This window comes from Microbacterium sp. 2MCAF23 (assembly GCF_052115565.1).
Lineage (GTDB): Bacteria > Actinomycetota > Actinomycetes > Actinomycetales > Microbacteriaceae > Microbacterium.
In genome coordinates, this window is sequence record NZ_JBFRGY010000004.1 from 56,453 (window position 1) to 74,854 (window position 18,402).

Genomic DNA, 18,402 nt, shown 5'->3' on the forward strand with positions numbered 1-18,402 from the left:
TATCCACAGACCCGCCCCTGCACGGCGCGGGAGGTATGTCAGCCGACGCGCGCGACGTCGTGCAGAGCTTCCACCATCGGCAGCAGCTCCGGCTGCTCGGCCGCATCGGCGAGCACCCGCTCCAGCGTCTCGTCATGCACCGGACGTGCGCGCTCGTACAGCTTCTGCCCGCTCGGGGTGAGCTCGGTGTAGATCCCGCGACGGTCGTCGGCGCAGAGAATCCGGGTGAGCAGCCCCCGGTCCTCGAGCCGGTTCACCAACCGGGTGGTCGCGCTCGGGCTGAGCGCCGCGGCACGGGCCAGCTGCTGCATGCGCATGTGCCAGCCGTCCTGCCGGCTCAGCGCCTCCAGCACGGTGTACTCGACCACGGAGAGCCCTGCCTCGGTCGACAGCGCACGCTCCAGCTCGGCCTCGATCATGGCGTGCAGAGCGGCCATCGTGCGCCATCCGCGGGCGCGGATCTCGACGGCGTCATCGGCGATGCCCATGGATCCTCCAAAAGTAGTTGCTTGCGCTTTCTATTTGCACGTGCAAGTATTGTGGTCACCGACGCAAAAACCCGCGTCTGCAACTATCTCACTGTATCAGGAGTTCCCCCATGCCTCTCGGCCTGATCGCCCTCGCCCTCGGCGCCTTCGGAATCGGCCTCACCGAATTCGTCATCATGGGCCTGCTGCCCGAGGTGGCCGCCGACTTCGGCGTCACCGAGGCCGCCGCCGGATGGCTCATCTCCGGCTACGCGCTGAGCGTCGTGGTCGGCGCGCTGTTCCTGACCGCCGCCACCACTCGCCTTCCGCGCAAGCCCGTGCTGCTCGGCCTCATCGTGCTCTTCATCATCGGCAACGCGGTCACCGCGCTCGCCCCGGGCTACGGCCTCGCCATGGTGGGCCGCATCATCGCCGCGCTCACGCACGGGGCGTTCTTCGGCATCGGATCGGTTCTGGCCGCCTCGCTCGTCCCCGCCGCGAAGAAGGCCGGAGCGATCGCGATCATGTTCACCGGCCTCACCGCGGCCAACGTGCTCGGCGTCCCGTTCGGCACCTTCCTCGGCCAGCAGCTGGGCTGGCGCGCCACGTTCTGGGCGATCGCGATCATCGGGGTCGTCGCGTTCGTGGGGATCGCCCTGCTCGTGCCGGCGACGCACGACATCCCGCCCACCCGCCTGCGCGACGAGCTCGGCGCCTTCCGCTCCGGCCAGGTGTGGCTCTCGCTCATCGTGACCGTGCTCGCGTACGGCGGCATGTTCGGCGCGTTCACCTACATCGCCTACACGCTCACCGAGGTCAGCGGTTTCGCCTCCACGATGGTGCCGTGGCTGCTCGTGCTGTTCGGCGTGGGCCTCTTCCTCGGCAACTGGGCCGGTGGCAAGGCAGCGGACCGATCCATCGACGTGACGCTCATCGTCTTCGTCGCGGCCCTCATCGTCGTGCTCATCGGATTCGCGCTCTTCGCGTCGAGCGGTCCGGCCGCCGTCGTCGCCCTCTTCCTCATGGGCGGGTTCGGATTCGGCACCGTACCCGGGCTGCAGTCCCGGATCATGGGATACGCGTCGTCGGCCCCGACGCTCGCATCCGGCGCGAACATCGGCGCGTTCAACGTGGGCAACGCGCTCGGGGCCTGGGCCGGCGGCGTCGGCATCGCCGCGGGCCTCGGATACACCTCCCCCATCTGGATCGGCGCCGGCATCACCGCACTCGCTCTCGTCGTGATGGTGGTCGCCGCGCTCACCGCCCGTCGCGGCACCGCACGTCCAGGCGCAGCGCACACTCCGACGACCACGACTCCGGTCCCCGCGGGCGCGGCGCGCTGATCCCCGGCTCCGCCCCCGACGACACCCTCTTCGCAACACGCACAGAAGGATGAACGACATGACCGTTCCCACCATCACCCCGAACACCACCATCACGCTGAACAACGGCGTGGCCATGCCCCAGCTGGGCTTCGGGGTCTTCCAGGTCCCGGACGGCGAGACCACGGCCGCCGTCGCGAGCGCGCTGCGGACCGGATACCGCAGCATCGACACCGCGGCGATCTACGGCAACGAGCGGGGTGTCGGCCGCGCGATCGCCGAATCCGGCATCCCCCGCGACGAGCTCTTCATCACCTCGAAGGCGTGGAACGCCGAGCAGGGCTACGACGCGACCCTCCGCGCGTACGACGAGAGCCTCGAGAAGCTGGGCCTGGACGCCCTCGACCTCTACCTGATCCACTGGCCCGAGCTCGGTGACGGCGACTACGCCGGCACCTGGCGCGGCCTCGAGTCGCTCTACGCCGACGGCCGGATGCGCGCGATCGGCGTCTCGAACTTCGAGCCCGTGCACCTCGCGCGGATCCTCAAGACCGGATCCGTCGTCCCCGCGGTCAATCAGGTGGAACTGCACCCCGCGTTCCAGAACCGCGCAGTGATCGCCGCAGACGCCGCGGCCGGCGTGACCACGGAGGCCTGGAGCCCGCTCGCCCAGGGCGCGGTGCTGCAGGATCCCGCCATCACGGCCATCGCCGCCCGGCACGGCCGCACTCCGGCCCAGGTGGTGCTGCGCTGGCATCTGCAGCAGGGCCGCGTGGTCATCCCGAAGTCGGTGACGCCGAGCCGCATCGCGGAGAACTTCGACGTGTTCGGCTTCGACCTCGACGCCGCCGAGCTCGCCGCGATCGACGCCCTCGACCGCGACCGCCGCACGGGACCGCACCCGCACGAGTTCCACGGCTGATCGGCAGAGGAATGGGGTGGATCCGGCCTCAGTAGACTGGGTCCACCCGCGGGAGTGGTGAAATTGGCAGACACGCAGGATTTAGGTTCCTGTGCCTCCGGGCGTGTGGGTTCAAGTCCCACCTTCCGCACGAAAGCGCTGACGGGGCGGCCGGAGGTCGTCCCGTCAGCGCTTTTCGTTCGAAGCGGGGCCCCCTTAACCCCGGGCCCCACTGGCCAGAGGCTCCGCGCGTCGCGCATGCGACGTGTGGAGAGGGCCCAGAGGGAATCAAGTCCCACCTTCCGCACGGCATTGCTGGTGGGGTGACCCGAGGTCACCCCACCAGCGCCGATTCCGCGCGTCGCTCTCCCAGCCGAGCGAGACCTGCCCGCTCTAGACTTCACAGAAGCCGGCATCTCGGCGAACACTCCAGCGACGACTCCACGGACGGGACTCACCTGTGCACCACGCCGCCCTCATCCCCTGGCTCGACCCGAACGTCATCATCAACGGTGCCGGCCCTTGGGCGCTCGCCGTGGTGCTGTTCATCATCTTCGCCGAGACAGGTCTGCTCATCGGGTTCCTGCTTCCGGGCGACACGCTGTTGATCATCTCGGGCCTGCTGACCCACACCAACCACGTCTTCGGGCTGGACATCTGGGCGGTTGGCCTGCTGATCGCACTGGCGGCGTTCCTGGGCGGCGAGGTCGGCTATCTGATCGGGCACAAGGGCGGCCCTGCGGTCTTCGAGCGCAAGGAGTCCGGTCTGTTCAGCCGCAAGAACGTCGAGCGCACGAACCACTTCTTCGAGCGCTTCGGCGGTCTCACGGTGATCCTGGCGCGCTTCGTGCCGGTCGTGCGCACCTTCGCGCCCGTCGCCGCCGGCGTCGGGCACATGCCGTGGCGCAAGTACAGCCTGTACAACCTCATCGGCGCCCTGATCTGGGGCTTCGGCCTCACCTACGTCGGCTTCCTGATCGCCTACATCCCCTGGGTCGCCGACCTCGTGACGAAGTACATCGACGTGATCCTGCTCGGCGTCGTCGCGCTCACGCTCGCCGTCACCGCCTGGCACTACTTCAACGAGCGCCGCAAGGCGAAGAAGGAGTCCGCCGCGGGGATCCCGGCCGTCGAGCCGGAGATCTGAGCCGAGCTCAGCCGGCGTCGCGGGCGGCTCCGTCCGCATCGCCCTTCTCGGAGGCCGCCGCACGCGCGGCCTTCGACTTCTCGACGCTCGCCCGCAGCGCCTCCATGAGGTCGATGACCTCACCGCCCTTCTCGGCGGGCGCGAACGTCTCTTCCGTCTCGAACGCCTCGCCCTTCTCGATCTTGGCGTCGATGAGCGTGCGCAGTTCGACCTGGTACTCGTCGACGAACGCGTTCGGGTCGAAGTCGGCGGAGAAGCCCTCGACGAGCGACGCCGACAGTTCGAGCTCCTTGTCGGAGACCGTGACCTCCTCCTGCAGGATGGGAAAGTCGGCTTCGCGCACCTCGTCGGCCCAGAGCAGCGTCTGCAGCACGAGCACATCGCCGCGCACGCGCAGGGCCGCGAGCCGGGTCTTCTGACGCAGGGTGAAACGCACGATCGCAGTGCGGTCCGTGGCCTCCAGGGTCTTGCGCAGCAGCACATAGGCCTTTGGCGACTTGGAATCCGGCTCCAGGTAGTACGCCTTGTCGAGCGTGAGCAGATCCACCTGGTCCGACGGCACGAACTCCACGACGTCGATCTCCCGGCTGCGCTCGGCGGGCAGCGACTCCAGGTCATCCTTGGTCAGCACCACGGTCTGCGACTCGTCCTGGTAGGCCCGGTCGATCTCCGAGTAGGCGACGGTCTGTCCGCAGATCTCGCACACCCTCTTGTACCGGATCCGCCCGCCGTCCGCGTCGTGCACCTGGTGCAGCGAGACGTCGTGGTCCTCCGTCGCCGAGTACACCTTGACCGGCACGTTGACCAGGCCGAAGGTGAGCGAGCCCTTCCAGATCGTCCTCATGGCACCAGTACACACCACTCCCGCAGCAGCGGGATAGCCTGACGGCATGGCAGACGGCCCGCAGTTCGCGCGCATCGGCGAGCGGCGTCTGCGCGTGACGAACCTCGACAAGGTCGTGTACCCGGTCACCGGCACCACCAAGGGCGAGGTGATCGACTACTACGCGCGGATCGCCCCGCAGCTGCTGCCGGTCCTCGCCGGACGCCCCGTCACGCGCAAACGCTGGGTGGAGGGCGTCGGCACCGCGGAGGATCCGCAGGGATCCTTCTTCGCCAAGCAGCTCGAACCGGGCGCCCCCGGGTGGATCCCGCGCCAGGAGATCCCGCACTCCGGCGGTGCGAAGGACTATCCGCTCGTCGACGAGGTCGCCACGCTCGTCTGGATGGCGCAGGTCGCTGCGATCGAGCTGCACATCCCGCAGTGGCGCTTCGCTCCCGACGGCGGGCGCGGCAACCCGGATCGCCTCGTACTCGACCTGGATCCGGGGCCGGGCGTCACGCTCGCGCAGTGCGCCGAGGTGGCGCTCATCGCACGCGGCATCCTCGACGGCATGGGTATGGATCCGGTGCCCGTCACAAGCGGCAGCAAGGGCATCCACCTCTACGCGCACCTGCCCGGCGACCGCACGAGCGAGGAGATCTCCGCTTTCGCGCACGCCCTCGCCCGGGCGATCGAGACGGATCGCCCGGATCTCGTGACGAGCGTGATGACGAAGACCCTGCGCGCAGGCAAGGTGTTCCTCGACTGGAGCCAGAACAACGGCAAGAAGACGACGATCGCGCCCTACTCGCTGCGCGGCCGCCCGCAGCCGTGGGTCGCCGCCCCCCGCACCTGGGAGGAGCTGGAGGATCCGGATCTCCGGCAGCTGCGGTTCGACGAGGTGCTCGAGCGGGCGGAGAGCGGGCTGGATCCGTTCACGGTGATCACTCAGAATCATCCGCCGACGGCCGACACCCCGCTCACCGTGCGTCGGCAGGATCGGCGACCGGTCGAGAAAGCCCGCACGCGCGTCGCCTCCTCGACGGGACCGGCGGCCGGCGGGACGGCCACCGCTCCAGAAGCCTCCTCCGTCCCTCCGGCGGATGATCCGGTCCCCGGCTACTCCCCCATGCTCGCCGACCACGGCACACCGGGCACGGCCCGCGGACTGGGCTGGGCCGAGATCAAGTGGGACGGGATCCGCGCGATCGGGACCTGGTCGGACGGCCGGTTCCGGCTGCGAGCGCGCAGCGGCACCGACATCACCGACCGCTATCCCGAGCTCACCGCCGACGGCGCACCCCGATTCCCCGTGGGCGAAGCCGTCGTCGACGGGGAGATCGTCGCTCTGGACGCCGCAGGCCGACCGAGCTTCCACCGCCTTCAGGATCGGATGCACCTCACCCGGGCACGCGAGATCGAGCGCGAGGTCATCCGCACGCCGGTGCGCTACCACCTGTTCGATCTGCTCCGCCTGGAGGGGCACGACCTCACCGCCCTGCCGTTGCGCGACCGCCGGGAGCTGCTGGAGCAGATCGCCGCCGACCTGCCCGCGCCGGTGCTCGTGCCGCCGGTGTTCGACGACGTCGATGCGGCCCTGGCCACGAGCGCCGCGCTCGATCTGGAGGGCGTGGTCGTGAAGGACCCTGCGTCGGCATACGCCCCGGGTGCGCGCTCACCGCGGTGGCTGAAGATCAAGCTCACCCGCGCGCAGGAGGTCGTGATCGTCGGCATCCGCCCCGGCAAGGGCGACCGCACCGGGCGTATCGGGTCGCTGCTGCTCGCGATCCCCGACCCCGCGCTGCCCTCGGGCCTGCGCTACGTGGGCAGGGTGGGCACCGGCTTCACGGATCGCATGCTGCAGGAGCTGGGCACGCGGCTGGACGCGCTGCGCACGTCGGCGCCGGCCGTGGACGGCGTCCCCGTCGCCGATGCGTCCGACGCGCTGTGGGTGCGTCCGGAGCTCGTCGGAGAGGTCGAGTTCGCGAACTGGACCGACGACGGCGTGCTGAGGCACTCGCGCTGGCGCGGCCTGCGTCCGGACAAGTCGCCGGGCGAGGTGGTCGTCGAGTCCTGACCGGTCGCGAAAGGGCCGTCAGGCGTGCACGGCCTCGCAGTCGCCCGCGTTGCCCGAACCAGACGCATCGGGCTCGATCTGGAACGTGGAGTGCTCGACGTCGAAGTGCTCGGCGAGGCAGGACTGCATCTGCACGAGGAGGGCCGACGCTCCTCCGCCGACGAGCAGCGCGGGCTGCACCGACACATGCGCGGTGAAGACGGGCGCACCGCGGGTGAGCTGCCAGACGTGCACGTCGTGCACCCCAGTGACGCCAGGGTAGTCGAGCAGGTGCTGGCGGATCTCGCTCACGGCCGTGCCCTTCGGCGCCGACTCGGCGAGCACCGAGAACACCTCGCGCAGCAGCGAGACCGCCCGAGGGATGATCATCGCGGCGATCACGAGGGAGGCGATCGCGTCGGCGGGCATCCAGCCCGTCGTGATGATGACGATCGCAGCGACGATCACCATCGCGGATCCGATCAGATCCCCCATCACCTCCAGGTACGCGCCGCGCACGTTGATGCTCTCCCGCTGCGCCGCGCTGAGCAGCCACATCGAGATCGCGTTCGCGACGAGGCCGACGGCGGCCACGATGAGCATGAGCGTTCCGGCGACCTCGACCTGGGTCGGGTGCAGGAGCCGTGTGACGCCCTCGAAGGCGACCCACGCCGACAGCAGGATCAGGATGATCGCGTTGATGAGCGCTCCGAACACCTCGGCGCGCTGGTAGCCGAACGTGCGCCGATCGTCGGCGGGACGGGCCGCGACCGCGCTCGCGATGAGCGCGATGACCAGGGCGGATGCGTCCGTGAACATGTGCGCCGCGTCGGCGAGCAGCGCGAGGGATCCGCTGAGGATCGCACCGACCACCTGCACGAGCATGATGACGCAGGTCAGCGTCAGCGAGATCGCGAGCAGCCGTCGATGGCCTGCGGAACGGATCCCGGTGGCGGGTGCGTGATCGTGCATACCTCCAGGGTAGAGCCGGGATCCCCCGGTCGGAGGGGTTTTCGCCTAGTCGGGAATGGGGATGATTCTCAGTTGCGCGTGCGGTCGGGCGCGGCTCAGAACACGTCGTCCAGGAAATCGGTCAGCATCGGCAGCGTGCGACGCAGCGGGGCGAGGTCCTCGCCCGTGGCGAACACCTCGCCGAGGTAGTCGCCGTGGCCGCCGGGCACGATGAGCAGCCGCGCTCCGGGGATCAGATCGGCGAGTGCCACGGCATGATCACGGCGGATCACGTCCTGATCGCCGGCGACGATCAGCGTCGGCGCGGCGATCGCAGCGACCCCTTCGCCCGGAAAGTCCTGAAACCCGGTCAGCATGAGGTCGCGGTCCAGGACGAACATCCGCTCCGCATGCGCCGGATCCCCGCTGACGAGCGCATCGGCCTCACGGTAGGCATCGGGCATGTCGCCGAACTCGCCCGAGGCAAGACCGTCCCAGAACCCGTCGATCATGCCGTCCCGCTGGAAGGGTGCCGACGCGACGATCAGCCGCGCGATCAGGGCCGGGTGCCGCATCGCCAGCTGCAGAGCGACCTGCCCGCCGTTGCTGAAGCCGAGCACCTGCACCGCGCCGGTACCGAGTTCGGCGAGGAGCCCCGCGACGTCATCGGCCGAGCGCTCGAATGAAGCGGGACCGGATCCGGTCGGCGTGCGCCCGTGCCCCTGCAGCTCGACGGCCAGTAGACGGCGATCACGGGCGAGCTCGGGGATCAGCGCACCCCAGTTCGTTTCGATCGTGGAGCCGCCGCCGTGCACGAGCAGCAGCGGCGGTCCGTCACCCGCCGGACCGTGCCACTGGTAGTAGAGCTGCGCCGGGCTCTGGGATCGTCCGTCTTCGAAGTCCACGCCGCCGACGCTACCCGCGGGTCGCGACGGCGTCCACGGTCGGGTTCGCGGTGGTCAGAGTTCCGCGAGCAGCGGCACCAGGGCGACGAAGGCGCGGGCGCGGTGCGACTGAGCCTGCTTCTCCTCCGCCGTGAACTCACCGACCGTACGCTCGGCGCCGCTCTGCCCCTCGGGCACGAAGACGGGGTCGTAGCCGAAGCCGCCGGCGCCGACGGCCGCGTGCGCGAGCCGGCCCGGCCATTCGCCGCGGACCGTCCACTCGCGTCCATCCGGCAGCACCAGCGCGATGACGCTGACGTAGTGCGCGGCACGGTGCGGATCCGCGATGTCGCGGAGCTGATCCAGCAGCAGTTCCCGGTTCGCGATGTCGTCCTTCTGCTGCCCCGCCCAGTAGGCGGAGAAGACTCCGGGCGAACCACCCAGCACGTCCACCGCGATGCCGGAGTCGTCGGCGAGCGCGGGCAGGCCCGTGTGCGCGGCGGCCGCACGGGCCTTGATCAGGGCGTTGTCCTCGAAGGTGACGCCGTCCTCGACGGGCTCGGGCCCGTCGTAGCCGACGACCTCGAGATCGGGCCGGGTGGCCGCGACGATCCCGCCGAACTCGGTGACCTTGTGGGCGTTGTGCGTCGCGAGGACGATCCTCACGCCCGCTCCTCCGCGAGGGCCGCGAGTTGGCGGTCACGCAGATCCGCACAGCCGTTCACGCCGAGCTCGAGCAGTGTGTCGAGCTCGCGCTTGTCGAAGGGCGCACCCTCGGCCGTGCCCTGCACCTCGACGAACAGTCCGCGCCCGGTCACGACGACGTTCATGTCGGTCTCGGCGCGCACGTCCTCGACGTAGGCCAGGTCGAGCATGGGCTCGCCGTCGATGATGCCGACCGACACCGCGGCGACGGAATCGTGCAGCACCTGGGCCTTCTGTCCGATGAACTTCTTGCGCCGGCCCCACTCGATCGCATCGGCGAGGGCGACGTACGCCCCGGTGATCGCCGCGGTGCGAGTGCCCCCGTCGGCCTGCAGCACGTCGCAGTCGATCACGATCGTGTTCTCACCGAGAGCCTTGGTGTCGACGACGGCACGGAGTGCCCTGCCGATCAGGCGCGAGATCTCGTGCGTGCGCCCACCGATGCGGCCCTTCACGCTCTCCCGGTCGTTGCGCTCGTTCGTGGCCCGCGGCAGCATCGCGTACTCGGCCGTGACCCAGCCCTTGCCTTTGCCGGTGAGCCAGCGCGGCACGCCGTTCGTGAACGACGCCGTGCACAGCACCTTCGTGTTGCCGAAGCTGATCAGGGCGGATCCCTCCGCCTGAGCGCTCCAGCCGCGTTCGATCGTGATGGGCCGGAGCCGGTCGACGGTGCGGCCGTCCTTGCGGATGGTGGCGTCGTCAGACGGGGAAATGGTCATGGGATCTCCTTGAGGTGGGGAAGGTCGATGACGCCGGTCTGCACGAGCCGGACGCCCCGCACCTCCTGGCCCATCAGGCGGTTGGCGAGAGCGGTGAAGTCGTCGGCGGAGGCTCCGGTCGCCTCATACACGTAGCTGGGGTGCGCATCGGCGGGGGCGAGCAGGTCGCCGCGGACGAGCTGGCGGTACACGTCGCCCGCGGTCTCATCGTCGCTGGAGACGAGCGAGACCCCCTCCGCCATGACGTAGCCGATCGCACCACGGAGGAACGGGTAGTGCGTGCAGCCGAGCACGAGGGTGTCCACGTCAGCGTCGCGCAGCGGCGCCAGGTACTCCTCGGCGACCCGGAGCACTTCCGGGGTGTCGGTGATGCCCGCCTCGACGAATTCGACGAACCGGGGGCAGGCGGCGGTGAACACCGCGAGGTTCTCATTCACCTCGAGCATGTCCTGATAGGCGCGGGATCCGATCGTGCCGACGGTGCCGATCACGCCGATCCGACCATTGCGCGTGGTCGAGATCGCCCGGCGCACGGCCGGGCCGATCACCTCGACGACGGGCAGGTCGTAGCGCTCGCGGGCGTCTCGCAGCATCGCCGAGGACGCCGTGTTGCAGGCGATCACGAGCATCTTCACACCCTGGTCGACGAGCGTGTCGAGCACCTCGAGCGCATAGCGGCGCACGTCGGCGATGGGCTTCGGCCCGTAGGGCGAGTGCGCGGTGTCGCCGATGTAGACGAAGGATTCCCGGGGCAGCTGCGCCCTGATCGCCCGGGCGACGGTGAGACCGCCGACCCCGGAGTCGAAGATCCCGATCGGCGCGTCGTTCATGATGCTCCAGCCTAGTCGCCGGATCCGCGCGGTCCCGTGCGGTGTGCGTCCTATGCTGTCGATCATGACCGCGTCCAGCGCCCTCAAGACCGATCGCTATGAGCTCACGATGCTGGAGGCCGCGCTGCGCGACGGCACCGCCGCGCGGCAGAGCGTGTTCGAGCTGTTCTCACGGCGACTGTCCGGGGGGCGCCGATTCGGCGTGGTCGCCGGCACCGGCCGCCTGCTCTCGCTGCTGCGCGACTTCCGCTTCGGCGACGACGAGCTGCGCTACCTGCGCGACGCGAAGGTCGTCGACGCCGACGCTCTGCGCTACCTCGAGGGCTACCGGTTCACTGGGACGATCCGCGGCTACCGCGAGGGCGAGCTGTACTTCCCCGGATCCCCCATCCTCACTGTCGAGGGCACCTTCGCCGACGCCGTGATCCTGGAGACCCTGGCGCTCAGCGTGCTCAACCACGACTCGGCGGTCGCCACGGCGGCAAGCCGCATGAGCATCGCCGCCGGAGAGCGCCCCCTCGCCGAGATGGGGTCGCGCCGCGCGGCTGAGGATTCTGCGGTCGCCGCAGCCCGCGCCGCATTCATCGCCGGATTCGGCGCCACCAGCAACCTCGAGGCGGGCCGCTCCTGGGGCATCCCCACGATGGGTACCGCGGCGCACTCGTGGACGCTGCTGCACGACAGCGAGGAGGACGCGTTCCGAGCGCAGATCGCGGCGCTCGGAACCGGCACCACACTGCTCGTGGACACCTACGACATCCGCCAGGGCGTGGAGACGGCCATCCGCGTGGCGGGCACCAGGCTGGGCGGGGTTCGCATCGACTCCGGCGACCTGCCCATCATGGCCGCCGAGGTGCGCGCGCAGCTCGACGAGCTCGGCGCGACTGAGACGAAGATCACCGTGACCAGCGACCTCGACGAGTACGCGATCGCCGCCCTCGCCGCGTCGCCGGTGGATGCCTACGGCGTGGGTACCTCGGTGGTCACAGGATCCGGCTACCCCACCGCGAGCATGGTCTACAAGCTCGTGGCGCGGCAGGGATCCGACGGCGGCTGGGTCGCCGTGGCCAAGGCATCGGCGGACAAGGCCTCGAAGGGCGGGCGCAAGGCGGCGTTCCGGATCCTCGCGGACGGCGTCGCGCAGTCGGAGACCGTGCTCGTCGCCGACGGTTTCGAGGAGCTCGGAGCCGCGGAGCACCCCGACGGGCGGGCGCTTCAGGTGCCCCTCGTCGAGGGCGGTGAGATCGACTCGGCCTTCGAGGGTCCGGCCGGCACGGTCACCGCGCGGGAGCACCACCTCAGGGTGCGCGAGGAACTGCCGGTGCGCGCCCTCGCGCTCAGCAAGTCGGATCCGGCGATCCCGACCGAGTTCGTCGACGTGGCCTGAGAGTCAGCCGACCATCGACTCGTAGATCTCCTTGCAGGTCGGGCAGACCGGGAACTTCTCCGGGTCCCGTCCCGGAGTCCACTTCTTGCCGCACAGCGCCCGCACGGGCTTGCCGGTGAGCGCAGACTCGAGGATCTTCTCCTTCTTGACGTAATGGGAGAACCGCTCGTGGTCTCCCGGCTCCTGCAGTTCCTCGTTGAGGAGCTGCTCGAGTTCGCGATCGAGGGTGGCGACGCCGCCCTGGTCCGGGGCATCCAGCGGGGTACTCATGACCGCGAGTCTAATCGCGTGAGGCCGGGTGGGCGCGTGATCACGTGCATCCGATCGCAGCGCCGACGGATCCGCTCACGCCGTCTCGACGAACTCCATCAGCTGGGCACCACGACGATCGAACGCACGCCCGCCGGTCTGGACGCCGAGGAAGAGCACGGCGACGCCCACCAGCCCCCCGGTCCACAGCGCCGGAGCCGTGGAGGCCTCGTCCGACACCAGCGCCGGCCACGCCAGCAGAAGCGCCGGGAGACTGAGCACGACGGCGCCGACCAGCGTGCCGGCCTGCCCCAGTGCGCCACCGCGCGCCCGCTGCGGCTGCTGGAAAGGGCTGTCGCCCGGGCGTGAGACGGCGTACGGCGCCACCGCAGACAGGATGCTCGACAGCCCAAGGCCGGTCAGCAGCAGGCTTGCGACCACGCCCACGAACGCCGGCAGCAGGGACCAGCGCCCGATCACGGCGAGCGTGACGGGGATCGCCACCGCCAACGTCGGGATTGCGATCAGGAGCACAGGGACGAGCCGGCCCAGCCGATCGGGCACTCCCTTGATGCCGCTCGCCACGTGGATCCAGAACGCCGTGGAGTCGTAGGCGACGTCGTTGTGCGGGAGCCAGCCGAAGAACAGCGCCATCACCGTGACCGGCAACGCCGCGGCGATCTCGACCGGCACCCCGGCGACCAGCAGCGGCACGACGGTGAGCGCGCCGGCGATCGGCACGATCACGAAGTTCATGATGTAGCGGCGGTCCCGCAGCCAGTACACCAGGCTGCGCGCCGCCACGGCGCCGAACGCATTCGACGGCAGCAACCCGAACCAGCCGAGGCCCGGGCGCTCGCGCACCGCTGTCGGCCGCTCTGTCGTGCTCAGCGCGCGCCGGGCGAGCATCAGCCACCCGGCCGTGACGACCGCAGCCGTCAGCACCGCGATGACGGCCGCCGCCCACGCGGCACCCGCCTGCCCCGATGCGGCGAGGAACGGGAGCGCCGCAGACGCGCCGAGCGGCGTGACGCCCAGCACCCCGGCCACGGCATGCAGGACCGGGGGAACCGCCCCAGCCCAGCCGAGTGAGGCCACGAACACGCACACCGGCACCGCGATCACGATCACCGCGAGCGCGAACAGCGCAGTGAGTTCGCGAGAGCGCCGCTCCGGCAGAAGTCGCGCGCTGAGCGCCATCCCGACGCGCGCTGCGAGCACCGCCGTGACGAACGTCAGCAGCGCGGAGAGCACCGCGACGACCCAGGGCGCTCCGAACGAGATCGCGACGATCACCACAGCCACCTGGATCACGAGCAGCGCCAGACTCGGCACGCTCACGAAGGCGGCGAGGGTGAGCACGAGCGGAAGCCGGCGCTCATCGACCCCGAACACCACGAAGCGGCGCGGATCCAGCTGGTCCACGGACCCCGCCAGGATCGGCGCCACGAAGAACCCCAGCACCACCGCCGAGCTGCCCAGCACGATCACCGTGTGCGCGGCGGCCTCGGAGGTGTGCGCAAGACTGCGGATCGCGATGACCGACACGGTCGTCGCCGCGGCGGTGAGCAGCAGCGCCAGGATGGTGCGGGTCACTCGGCTGCGGTCGCCGCGCAGCGCGCCGAGCGCCAGCATCAGTCTCAGTCGGAAAACGTGTGCAACCACTCCAGCCCCTCCACTTCGGAGGCCGCGCCGGAGAGCTCCACGAAGCGCTGTTCGAGGGTCTGCCCCGCGCGCACCTCGTCGACCGTGCCCTCGGCGAGCACTTCGCCGCCGACGATGATCGCGATCCGCGCGCACACCTGCTCGACCAGATCCATGCCGTGGCTGGAGAGGACGACGGTGCCGCCGTGTGCGACGTAGGCGCGCAGGATGTCCAGGATCACACCGGAGGAGACCGGATCCACCGACTCGAACGGCTCATCCAGCACCAGCACGCGCGGCGAGTGGATCATCGCGCCGGCGAGCATGATCTTCTTCGTCATACCGGCGGAGTAGTCGGAGACCACGCGGCTGAGCGCACCGGTGAGATCGAACGCCCTGGCCAGATCTGCCACGCGCTTCTCGACGACGTCGGCGGGCAGTCCCCGCAGCAGACCGTAGTAGTGCAGCAGCTGACGTCCGGTGAGCCGGTCGAAGGTGCGCAGTCGGTCAGGCAGCACACCGAGCGCCTTCTTCGCGGCAGCCGGATCCGCACTCTGATCGATTCCGCTGATCCGCACCGTGCCCTCGTCGGGGCGCAGCAGCCCCGCGATGATCGAGAGGGTGGTGGTCTTGCCGGCGCCGTTGGGCCCGACGATGCCGTAGAAGGACCCGGCCGGGACGGTCAGGTCGATCCCGGCCACTGCGACGGAGTCGCCGAAGCGCTTGACGAGCCCGCGCACGACGAGGGCCTGTCCGTCGACGTCTGCGGCAGGCCTCTCCGACACCGCGGCGGCATCTTCCGCGACGTCCTGCCACGCGGATGCGTCTTCTTCTGCAGGCGGAGCCGTAGGCGGCTCGCTCGAAGTCGTCTGCGCGGGCGCGGGGTCGGCCGGCTCAGGCTCAGGCTCAGGCTCGGGCTCGGCGGATCCGTCCGAGTCCGTCGGTTCGGGCACGGAGTCGACGATCTCCGCCGATGCGGCGTCGGTCCCCGGCCGTGAGTCGGGCCCCATTGCGCCCTGCGCCGAATCCGCGGCCGGCGCGGCCGCCCCCAGTTCGGTGTCCACAGGAGCATCATGCCCCGTCACGGCCTCTTCCGGGGAGGGCGTGTGCTGGTCCGGTTCCGTCTCGATCGCCGATTCCGCCGGGGACGGCGGGTTCACGACCTCTGCAACGGAGGCCGCGGACTGCGCGGCGAGGGCGGCGGGTGCGGTCGTAGGCGCCGCGCCCTCGGCCTTCGCCCGCGGAGTGCGCTTCGCGGCTGTGTCCTTCGATACCGTGCTCTTCGATGCCGTGCTCTTCGCCGCCGTCGTCCGCGCGGCCGTGGTCCTGGCCGCCGTCGTCTTCGCGGCCGTGCTCTTCGCAGCCGTCGTCTTCGGCGTGGTCGCGCGCTTTGCGGTCGTGCGCTTCGCCGTGGTGGCACCGGCCTCCGAGCTCGAGGCGTCCCCCGGCGCCTCGGTTCCCGCAGCCGCAGCGGTGCTCTTCGCCGCAGCGGTCGCGCGCCCGGCGGCCGTCGAGCCCTTGGCCGTGGCGCGCGGCGCGCGCGTGGCGCGCGGCGTCGCAGCCTTGACCGCGGCGACCTTGGCCGCAGACTCCTTCGCCTCCTCGGCGGCGGCCTCCGCCTTCGCCGCGCCCGCCTTCTCCGCCGCAGCCTTCGCGGCCGCGGCGCGCGCGGCACTCGTCCGGGCCGCCGTGCGCTTCGCGGCCGCGGAACGCGCCGCTGCCGCCTGGGTTTCGGCCTTCACCCGCGCCGTCTGCGCCGTCGTCGCTCTGGCGCCGCCGGACGCGGGGCGGCGAGGCTTTGCAGGAGGAGAGGAATCCTTGGGCGCGCGAGGGTCGTTGGGAGCTCCGGTCATGCCCTTCACGGTAGCAACCGACGATGATGCGCAAAGGGCCGACGACCCGAAGTGACGGGATCCGACGCACAGGATGTCGCCCACGATGAACCTGGGAATGAACCGAGCAGTCGGTAACGGAATGGCATCGCACCCCCTCTGCCCATGAAGCACTCAGGGCAGATCGATACCATGATCTTCGGCACGAGGAAGTGTCCCATCGGTGACATAACCGTGAACACACGTAACAGGAGTATTTCTGTGACTCTTCAGACCATCATTCTCGCTGCCGGGATGGGCTCGCGCCTCGGGCGCTCCCTCCCGAAGCCGCTGACCGAGCTCAACGACGGGCGTTCGATCATGCAGCAGCAGCACGACAACATCCACGCCGCTTTCGGCGACGACGTGCGCATCACGACCATCGTGGGATATCGCGCCGAGACGATCATCGAGGCCTTCCCCGATGTGAACTACGTGCACAACGAGCGCTACGACCAGACCAACACCTCCAAGAGCCTCCTGCGCGGCCTCGCCGCCACGGGGCGAAAGGGCGTGCTCTGGATGAACGGCGACGTCGTGTTCGACCCGCGCATCCTGGGCCGCGCGATCGCCTACATCGAGCGCGACCAGTCCTTCGTCACCGTCAACACCGCCAAGGTGAGCGACGAAGAGGTCAAGTACACGGTCGACACCGAGGGCTTCATCAAGGAGCTCTCCAAGACCGTCAAGGGCGGCATCGGCGAGGCCGTTGGCATCAACTACATCTCCTCGCGCGACAAGCAGGCGTTCATGCGCCAGCTGCAGCGCGTGGACGACCAGGACTACTTCGAGCGCGGACTCGAGCTCGCGATCGTCGAGAACGGCCTGCTGCTGGAGCCGATGGACATCTCCGACCTGTACGCCGTCGAGGTCGACTTCGCCGAGGACCTGGAGCGGGCGAACCTCTTCGTCTGACGTTCCTACCCGGAGAGCCCGTGCCGCGCCCCTCGCGCGCACGGGCTCTCTCTGCGTTGCGGGCGTTCTCGCAGGGCTGTCGACATAGGCTCTGAATCATGGGGCGAAAAGAAGGCAAGGGCGGCAGGGACGAGAAGACGATCCATCGGATCCACTCCCTGCCGGATGACGCGCCGTGGGCCGGCGGCCTCCCTCCGGCCGGGTCCTCAGAGCACCCGGCGCACATCCGCGGCCTCGACCGTGTCCTGGCCGTGCAGCGCCCGCTCGTGCTCGCGCACATCCGCAGCATCCGTCTGCGCCACCCGGATGCGACTCCGGCACAGATCATCACGCTGCTGGAGCGACGCTACCTCGCGGCTGTCACGACCGGCGGGGCCGCAGTCGGGGCGACCGCTGTGATTCCCGGGATCGGCACGGGCGTGACCCTTGCGCTGTCCGGTGTCGAGACGGCGGGCTTCGTCGAGACGACGGCGCTGTTCGCACAGTCGATCGCCGAGGTGCACGGCATCACGGTGACGAACCCGGACCGCGCCAGGGCTCTCGTGATGACCCTCATGCTCGGCAAGGAGGGGGTGGATCTGATCCGCCAGCTCGCCGGCCAGGCCGGCGGCAAAGGGGTGGGCCGGCCCGCCTATTGGGGCGAGCTGGTGACGAAGTCCCTGCCGCGTGCCGCCGTGGGGCCGCTCGCTGACCGACTGAAGAGCATGCTCATCAAGCAGTTCGCCGGCATGGGCGGCGCGTCACTGATCGGCAAGGCACTGCCGTTCGGCGTCGGCGCGGTGATCGGCGGCGCAGGGAACCACGTGCTCGGCCGCCGGGTGCTCGCCAGTTCGCATCGCGCTTTCGGGCTTCCGCCGCAGGTGCTGCCGGCAGAACTCGAACCGGTGCCGGGTGCGCAGCGCATCGAACGTCGGATCGCCCGTGGCGCTCAGCTGGCGGGATCGGCCGTGGTCGGAGCCGCCGGCGGCGCCGCGCGCGGCGTCGGGTTCGTCGGCCGCAAGGCCGTGGAATCGCTGCACCGCAAGCCCGCGCCGATCTCGGCCCCCGAGGCGCCGGGGTCCGAACTGCACCCGACGGATCCGGACCGGGACGTCTGATCGATCCGCACAGTCGCGTGCTCGGACGAAGTCTGCACCGTCCAGGTGATCGCGAGGCGAGAGGACGATTCTTCGTCGGCGCCTGCTCTTAGCGTGACGCCATGAACCGTTCCGCCGACCCTCCGCAGCCGCCTCTCCCCCAGCCGTCGTATCCCGTGCCGTGGCACGTCGATCGTCGCGACCGCACGCACCCGATGGTGACGAACAGGGGTGCGACGGTGCAGTTCGCCCGGGTCTTCGCCCGCACCTCGCGCGATCCGGGGCGCACGCTCATGTGGGGACACGTCGAGCACGGCGAGCAGATGGAGGTGTGCTTATGCGACACCGACGTCGACGACGTCGTCGTCACGCTCGCCTGGTTCCGCCCTGAGGACGGGCACGAGTACATCTGGCGATTCGTCGTCTGAGCCGAACCGACAATCCGCCGCGCCCGG

Annotated in this window: 18 protein-coding genes and 1 tRNA gene; 9 read left to right on the forward strand and 10 right to left on the reverse strand. The window is 70.0% G+C overall.

All coding sequences use genetic code 11. The features are described 5' to 3' along the window. Window positions 1–38 precede the first annotated feature (38 nt). Window positions 39–488 (reverse strand): MarR family winged helix-turn-helix transcriptional regulator, encoded by a 450-nt coding sequence (locus AB4078_RS04940; protein WP_441976193.1) that lies wholly within the window; start codon window positions 486–488, stop codon window positions 39–41. A gap of 110 nt (window positions 489–598) precedes the next feature. Here AB4078_RS04940 and AB4078_RS04945 point away from each other — a divergent pair, with 110 nt between their 5' ends. The 4 genes from AB4078_RS04945 to AB4078_RS04960 all read left to right on the forward strand — a co-directional run bounded on the left by AB4078_RS04945 (window position 599) and on the right by AB4078_RS04960 (window position 3,837). Then, window positions 599–1,810: an MFS transporter gene (locus AB4078_RS04945; RefSeq protein WP_441976194.1), complete on the forward strand. Its 1,212-nt coding sequence runs from the start codon at window positions 599–601 to the stop codon at window positions 1,808–1,810. Window positions 1,811–1,859: 49 nt separating this feature from the next. Continuing rightward, window positions 1,860–2,711, forward strand: coding sequence for an aldo/keto reductase (locus AB4078_RS04950; RefSeq protein WP_441976195.1), 852 nt, complete (start codon window positions 1,860–1,862; stop codon window positions 2,709–2,711). Between the two features lie 48 nt (window positions 2,712–2,759). Continuing rightward, window positions 2,760–2,841: transfer RNA gene (locus AB4078_RS04955), tRNA-Leu, on the forward strand. A 309-nt stretch (window positions 2,842–3,150) separates the two neighbouring features. After that, window positions 3,151–3,837 (forward strand): DedA family protein, encoded by a 687-nt coding sequence (locus AB4078_RS04960; protein WP_441976196.1) that lies wholly within the window; start codon window positions 3,151–3,153, stop codon window positions 3,835–3,837. A 7-nt stretch (window positions 3,838–3,844) separates the two neighbouring features. Here AB4078_RS04960 and ku read toward each other — a convergent pair whose 3' ends face one another. Continuing rightward, window positions 3,845–4,681, reverse strand: a complete 837-nt coding sequence (gene ku, locus AB4078_RS04965) for a non-homologous end joining protein Ku (protein WP_441976197.1) — start codon at window positions 4,679–4,681, stop codon at window positions 3,845–3,847. Between the two features lie 46 nt (window positions 4,682–4,727). Here ku and ligD point away from each other — a divergent pair, with 46 nt between their 5' ends. Next, the gene (ligD, locus tag AB4078_RS04970) at window positions 4,728–6,737 is read left to right on the forward strand and encodes a non-homologous end-joining DNA ligase (protein WP_441976198.1); all 2,010 of its coding nucleotides are present in this window, start codon (window positions 4,728–4,730) and stop codon (window positions 6,735–6,737) included. 18 nt (window positions 6,738–6,755) lie between these two features. On the opposite strand, the gene AB4078_RS04975 is transcribed toward ligD, so the two are convergent. The 5 genes from AB4078_RS04975 to murI form a co-directional block, all read right to left on the reverse strand. Next, window positions 6,756–7,688, reverse strand: coding sequence for a cation diffusion facilitator family transporter (locus tag AB4078_RS04975; protein WP_441976199.1), 933 nt, complete (start codon window positions 7,686–7,688; stop codon window positions 6,756–6,758). Window positions 7,689–7,783: 95 nt separating this feature from the next. After that, the gene (locus tag AB4078_RS04980) at window positions 7,784–8,572 is read right to left on the reverse strand and encodes an alpha/beta fold hydrolase (protein WP_441976200.1); all 789 of its coding nucleotides are present in this window, start codon (window positions 8,570–8,572) and stop codon (window positions 7,784–7,786) included. Between the two features lie 54 nt (window positions 8,573–8,626). Then, on the reverse strand, window positions 8,627–9,217 hold the full coding sequence (gene rdgB / locus AB4078_RS04985) for an RdgB/HAM1 family non-canonical purine NTP pyrophosphatase (RefSeq protein ID WP_440734498.1): 591 nt from the start codon (window positions 9,215–9,217) through the stop codon (window positions 8,627–8,629). Next, complete coding sequence (gene rph / locus AB4078_RS04990) at window positions 9,214–9,975, reverse strand: ribonuclease PH (RefSeq protein ID WP_441976201.1); 762 nt, start codon at window positions 9,973–9,975, stop codon at window positions 9,214–9,216. The genes rdgB and rph overlap by 4 nt, the downstream gene beginning before the upstream one ends. After that, window positions 9,972–10,805, reverse strand: a complete 834-nt coding sequence (murI, locus tag AB4078_RS04995) for a glutamate racemase (protein ID WP_441976202.1) — start codon at window positions 10,803–10,805, stop codon at window positions 9,972–9,974. The genes rph and murI overlap by 4 nt, the downstream gene beginning before the upstream one ends. Before the next feature lie 64 nt (window positions 10,806–10,869). On the opposite strand from murI, the gene AB4078_RS05000 reads away from it, so the two are divergent. Next, a complete protein-coding gene (locus AB4078_RS05000) occupies window positions 10,870–12,192 on the forward strand; it encodes a nicotinate phosphoribosyltransferase (RefSeq protein WP_441976203.1) in 1,323 nt (440 codons plus the stop codon). Window positions 12,193–12,195: 3 nt separating this feature from the next. Here AB4078_RS05000 and AB4078_RS05005 read toward each other — a convergent pair whose 3' ends face one another. The 3 genes from AB4078_RS05005 to AB4078_RS05015 form a co-directional block, all read right to left on the reverse strand. Further along, the gene (locus tag AB4078_RS05005) at window positions 12,196–12,462 is read right to left on the reverse strand and encodes a DUF3039 domain-containing protein (protein ID WP_045272272.1); all 267 of its coding nucleotides are present in this window, start codon (window positions 12,460–12,462) and stop codon (window positions 12,196–12,198) included. A gap of 75 nt (window positions 12,463–12,537) precedes the next feature. Then, window positions 12,538–14,076 (reverse strand): hypothetical protein, encoded by a 1,539-nt coding sequence (locus tag AB4078_RS05010; protein ID WP_441976204.1) that lies wholly within the window; start codon window positions 14,074–14,076, stop codon window positions 12,538–12,540. Window positions 14,077–14,081: 5 nt separating this feature from the next. Beyond that, entirely contained in the window at window positions 14,082–15,938 is a 1,857-nt protein-coding gene (locus AB4078_RS05015; RefSeq protein WP_441976205.1) for an ABC transporter ATP-binding protein, read from the reverse strand. A 240-nt stretch (window positions 15,939–16,178) separates the two neighbouring features. Here AB4078_RS05015 and AB4078_RS05020 point away from each other — a divergent pair, with 240 nt between their 5' ends. From AB4078_RS05020 to AB4078_RS05030, 3 genes are all read left to right on the forward strand, one after another. Then, window positions 16,179–16,871, forward strand: coding sequence for an NTP transferase domain-containing protein (locus AB4078_RS05020; protein WP_440734504.1), 693 nt, complete (start codon window positions 16,179–16,181; stop codon window positions 16,869–16,871). 98 nt (window positions 16,872–16,969) lie between these two features. Then, on the forward strand, window positions 16,970–17,968 hold the full coding sequence (locus AB4078_RS05025; protein ID WP_441976206.1) for a hypothetical protein: 999 nt from the start codon (window positions 16,970–16,972) through the stop codon (window positions 17,966–17,968). A gap of 101 nt (window positions 17,969–18,069) precedes the next feature. After that, on the forward strand, window positions 18,070–18,375 hold the full coding sequence (locus AB4078_RS05030; RefSeq protein WP_441976207.1) for a hypothetical protein: 306 nt from the start codon (window positions 18,070–18,072) through the stop codon (window positions 18,373–18,375). Window positions 18,376–18,402: the final 27 nt, after the last annotated feature.

Bases quoted from the DNA above. Each gene is read 5' to 3' on its own strand.
- AB4078_RS04940 (WP_441976193.1), bottom strand. From the start codon at position 488: ATGGGCATCGCCGATGACGCCGTCGAGATCCGCGCCCGCGGATGGCGC.
- AB4078_RS04945 (WP_441976194.1), top strand. From the start codon at position 599: ATGCCTCTCGGCCTGATCGCCCTCGCCCTCGGCGCCTTCGGAATCGGC.
- AB4078_RS04950 (WP_441976195.1), top strand. From the start codon at position 1,860: ATGAACGACATGACCGTTCCCACCATCACCCCGAACACCACCATCACG.
- ku (WP_441976197.1), bottom strand. From the start codon at position 4,681: ATGAGGACGATCTGGAAGGGCTCGCTCACCTTCGGCCTGGTCAACGTG.
- ligD (WP_441976198.1), top strand. From the start codon at position 4,728: ATGGCAGACGGCCCGCAGTTCGCGCGCATCGGCGAGCGGCGTCTGCGC.
- AB4078_RS04975 (WP_441976199.1), bottom strand. From the start codon at position 7,688: ATGCACGATCACGCACCCGCCACCGGGATCCGTTCCGCAGGCCATCGA.
- rph (WP_441976201.1), bottom strand. From the start codon at position 9,975: ATGACCATTTCCCCGTCTGACGACGCCACCATCCGCAAGGACGGCCGC.
- murI (WP_441976202.1), bottom strand. From the start codon at position 10,805: ATGAACGACGCGCCGATCGGGATCTTCGACTCCGGGGTCGGCGGTCTC.
- AB4078_RS05000 (WP_441976203.1), top strand. From the start codon at position 10,870: ATGACCGCGTCCAGCGCCCTCAAGACCGATCGCTATGAGCTCACGATG.
- AB4078_RS05005 (WP_045272272.1), bottom strand. From the start codon at position 12,462: ATGAGTACCCCGCTGGATGCCCCGGACCAGGGCGGCGTCGCCACCCTC.
- AB4078_RS05010 (WP_441976204.1), bottom strand. From the start codon at position 14,076: ATGCTGGCGCTCGGCGCGCTGCGCGGCGACCGCAGCCGAGTGACCCGC.
- AB4078_RS05015 (WP_441976205.1), bottom strand. From the start codon at position 15,938: ATGACCGGAGCTCCCAACGACCCTCGCGCGCCCAAGGATTCCTCTCCT.
- AB4078_RS05025 (WP_441976206.1), top strand. From the start codon at position 16,970: ATGGGGCGAAAAGAAGGCAAGGGCGGCAGGGACGAGAAGACGATCCAT.
- AB4078_RS05030 (WP_441976207.1), top strand. From the start codon at position 18,070: ATGAACCGTTCCGCCGACCCTCCGCAGCCGCCTCTCCCCCAGCCGTCG.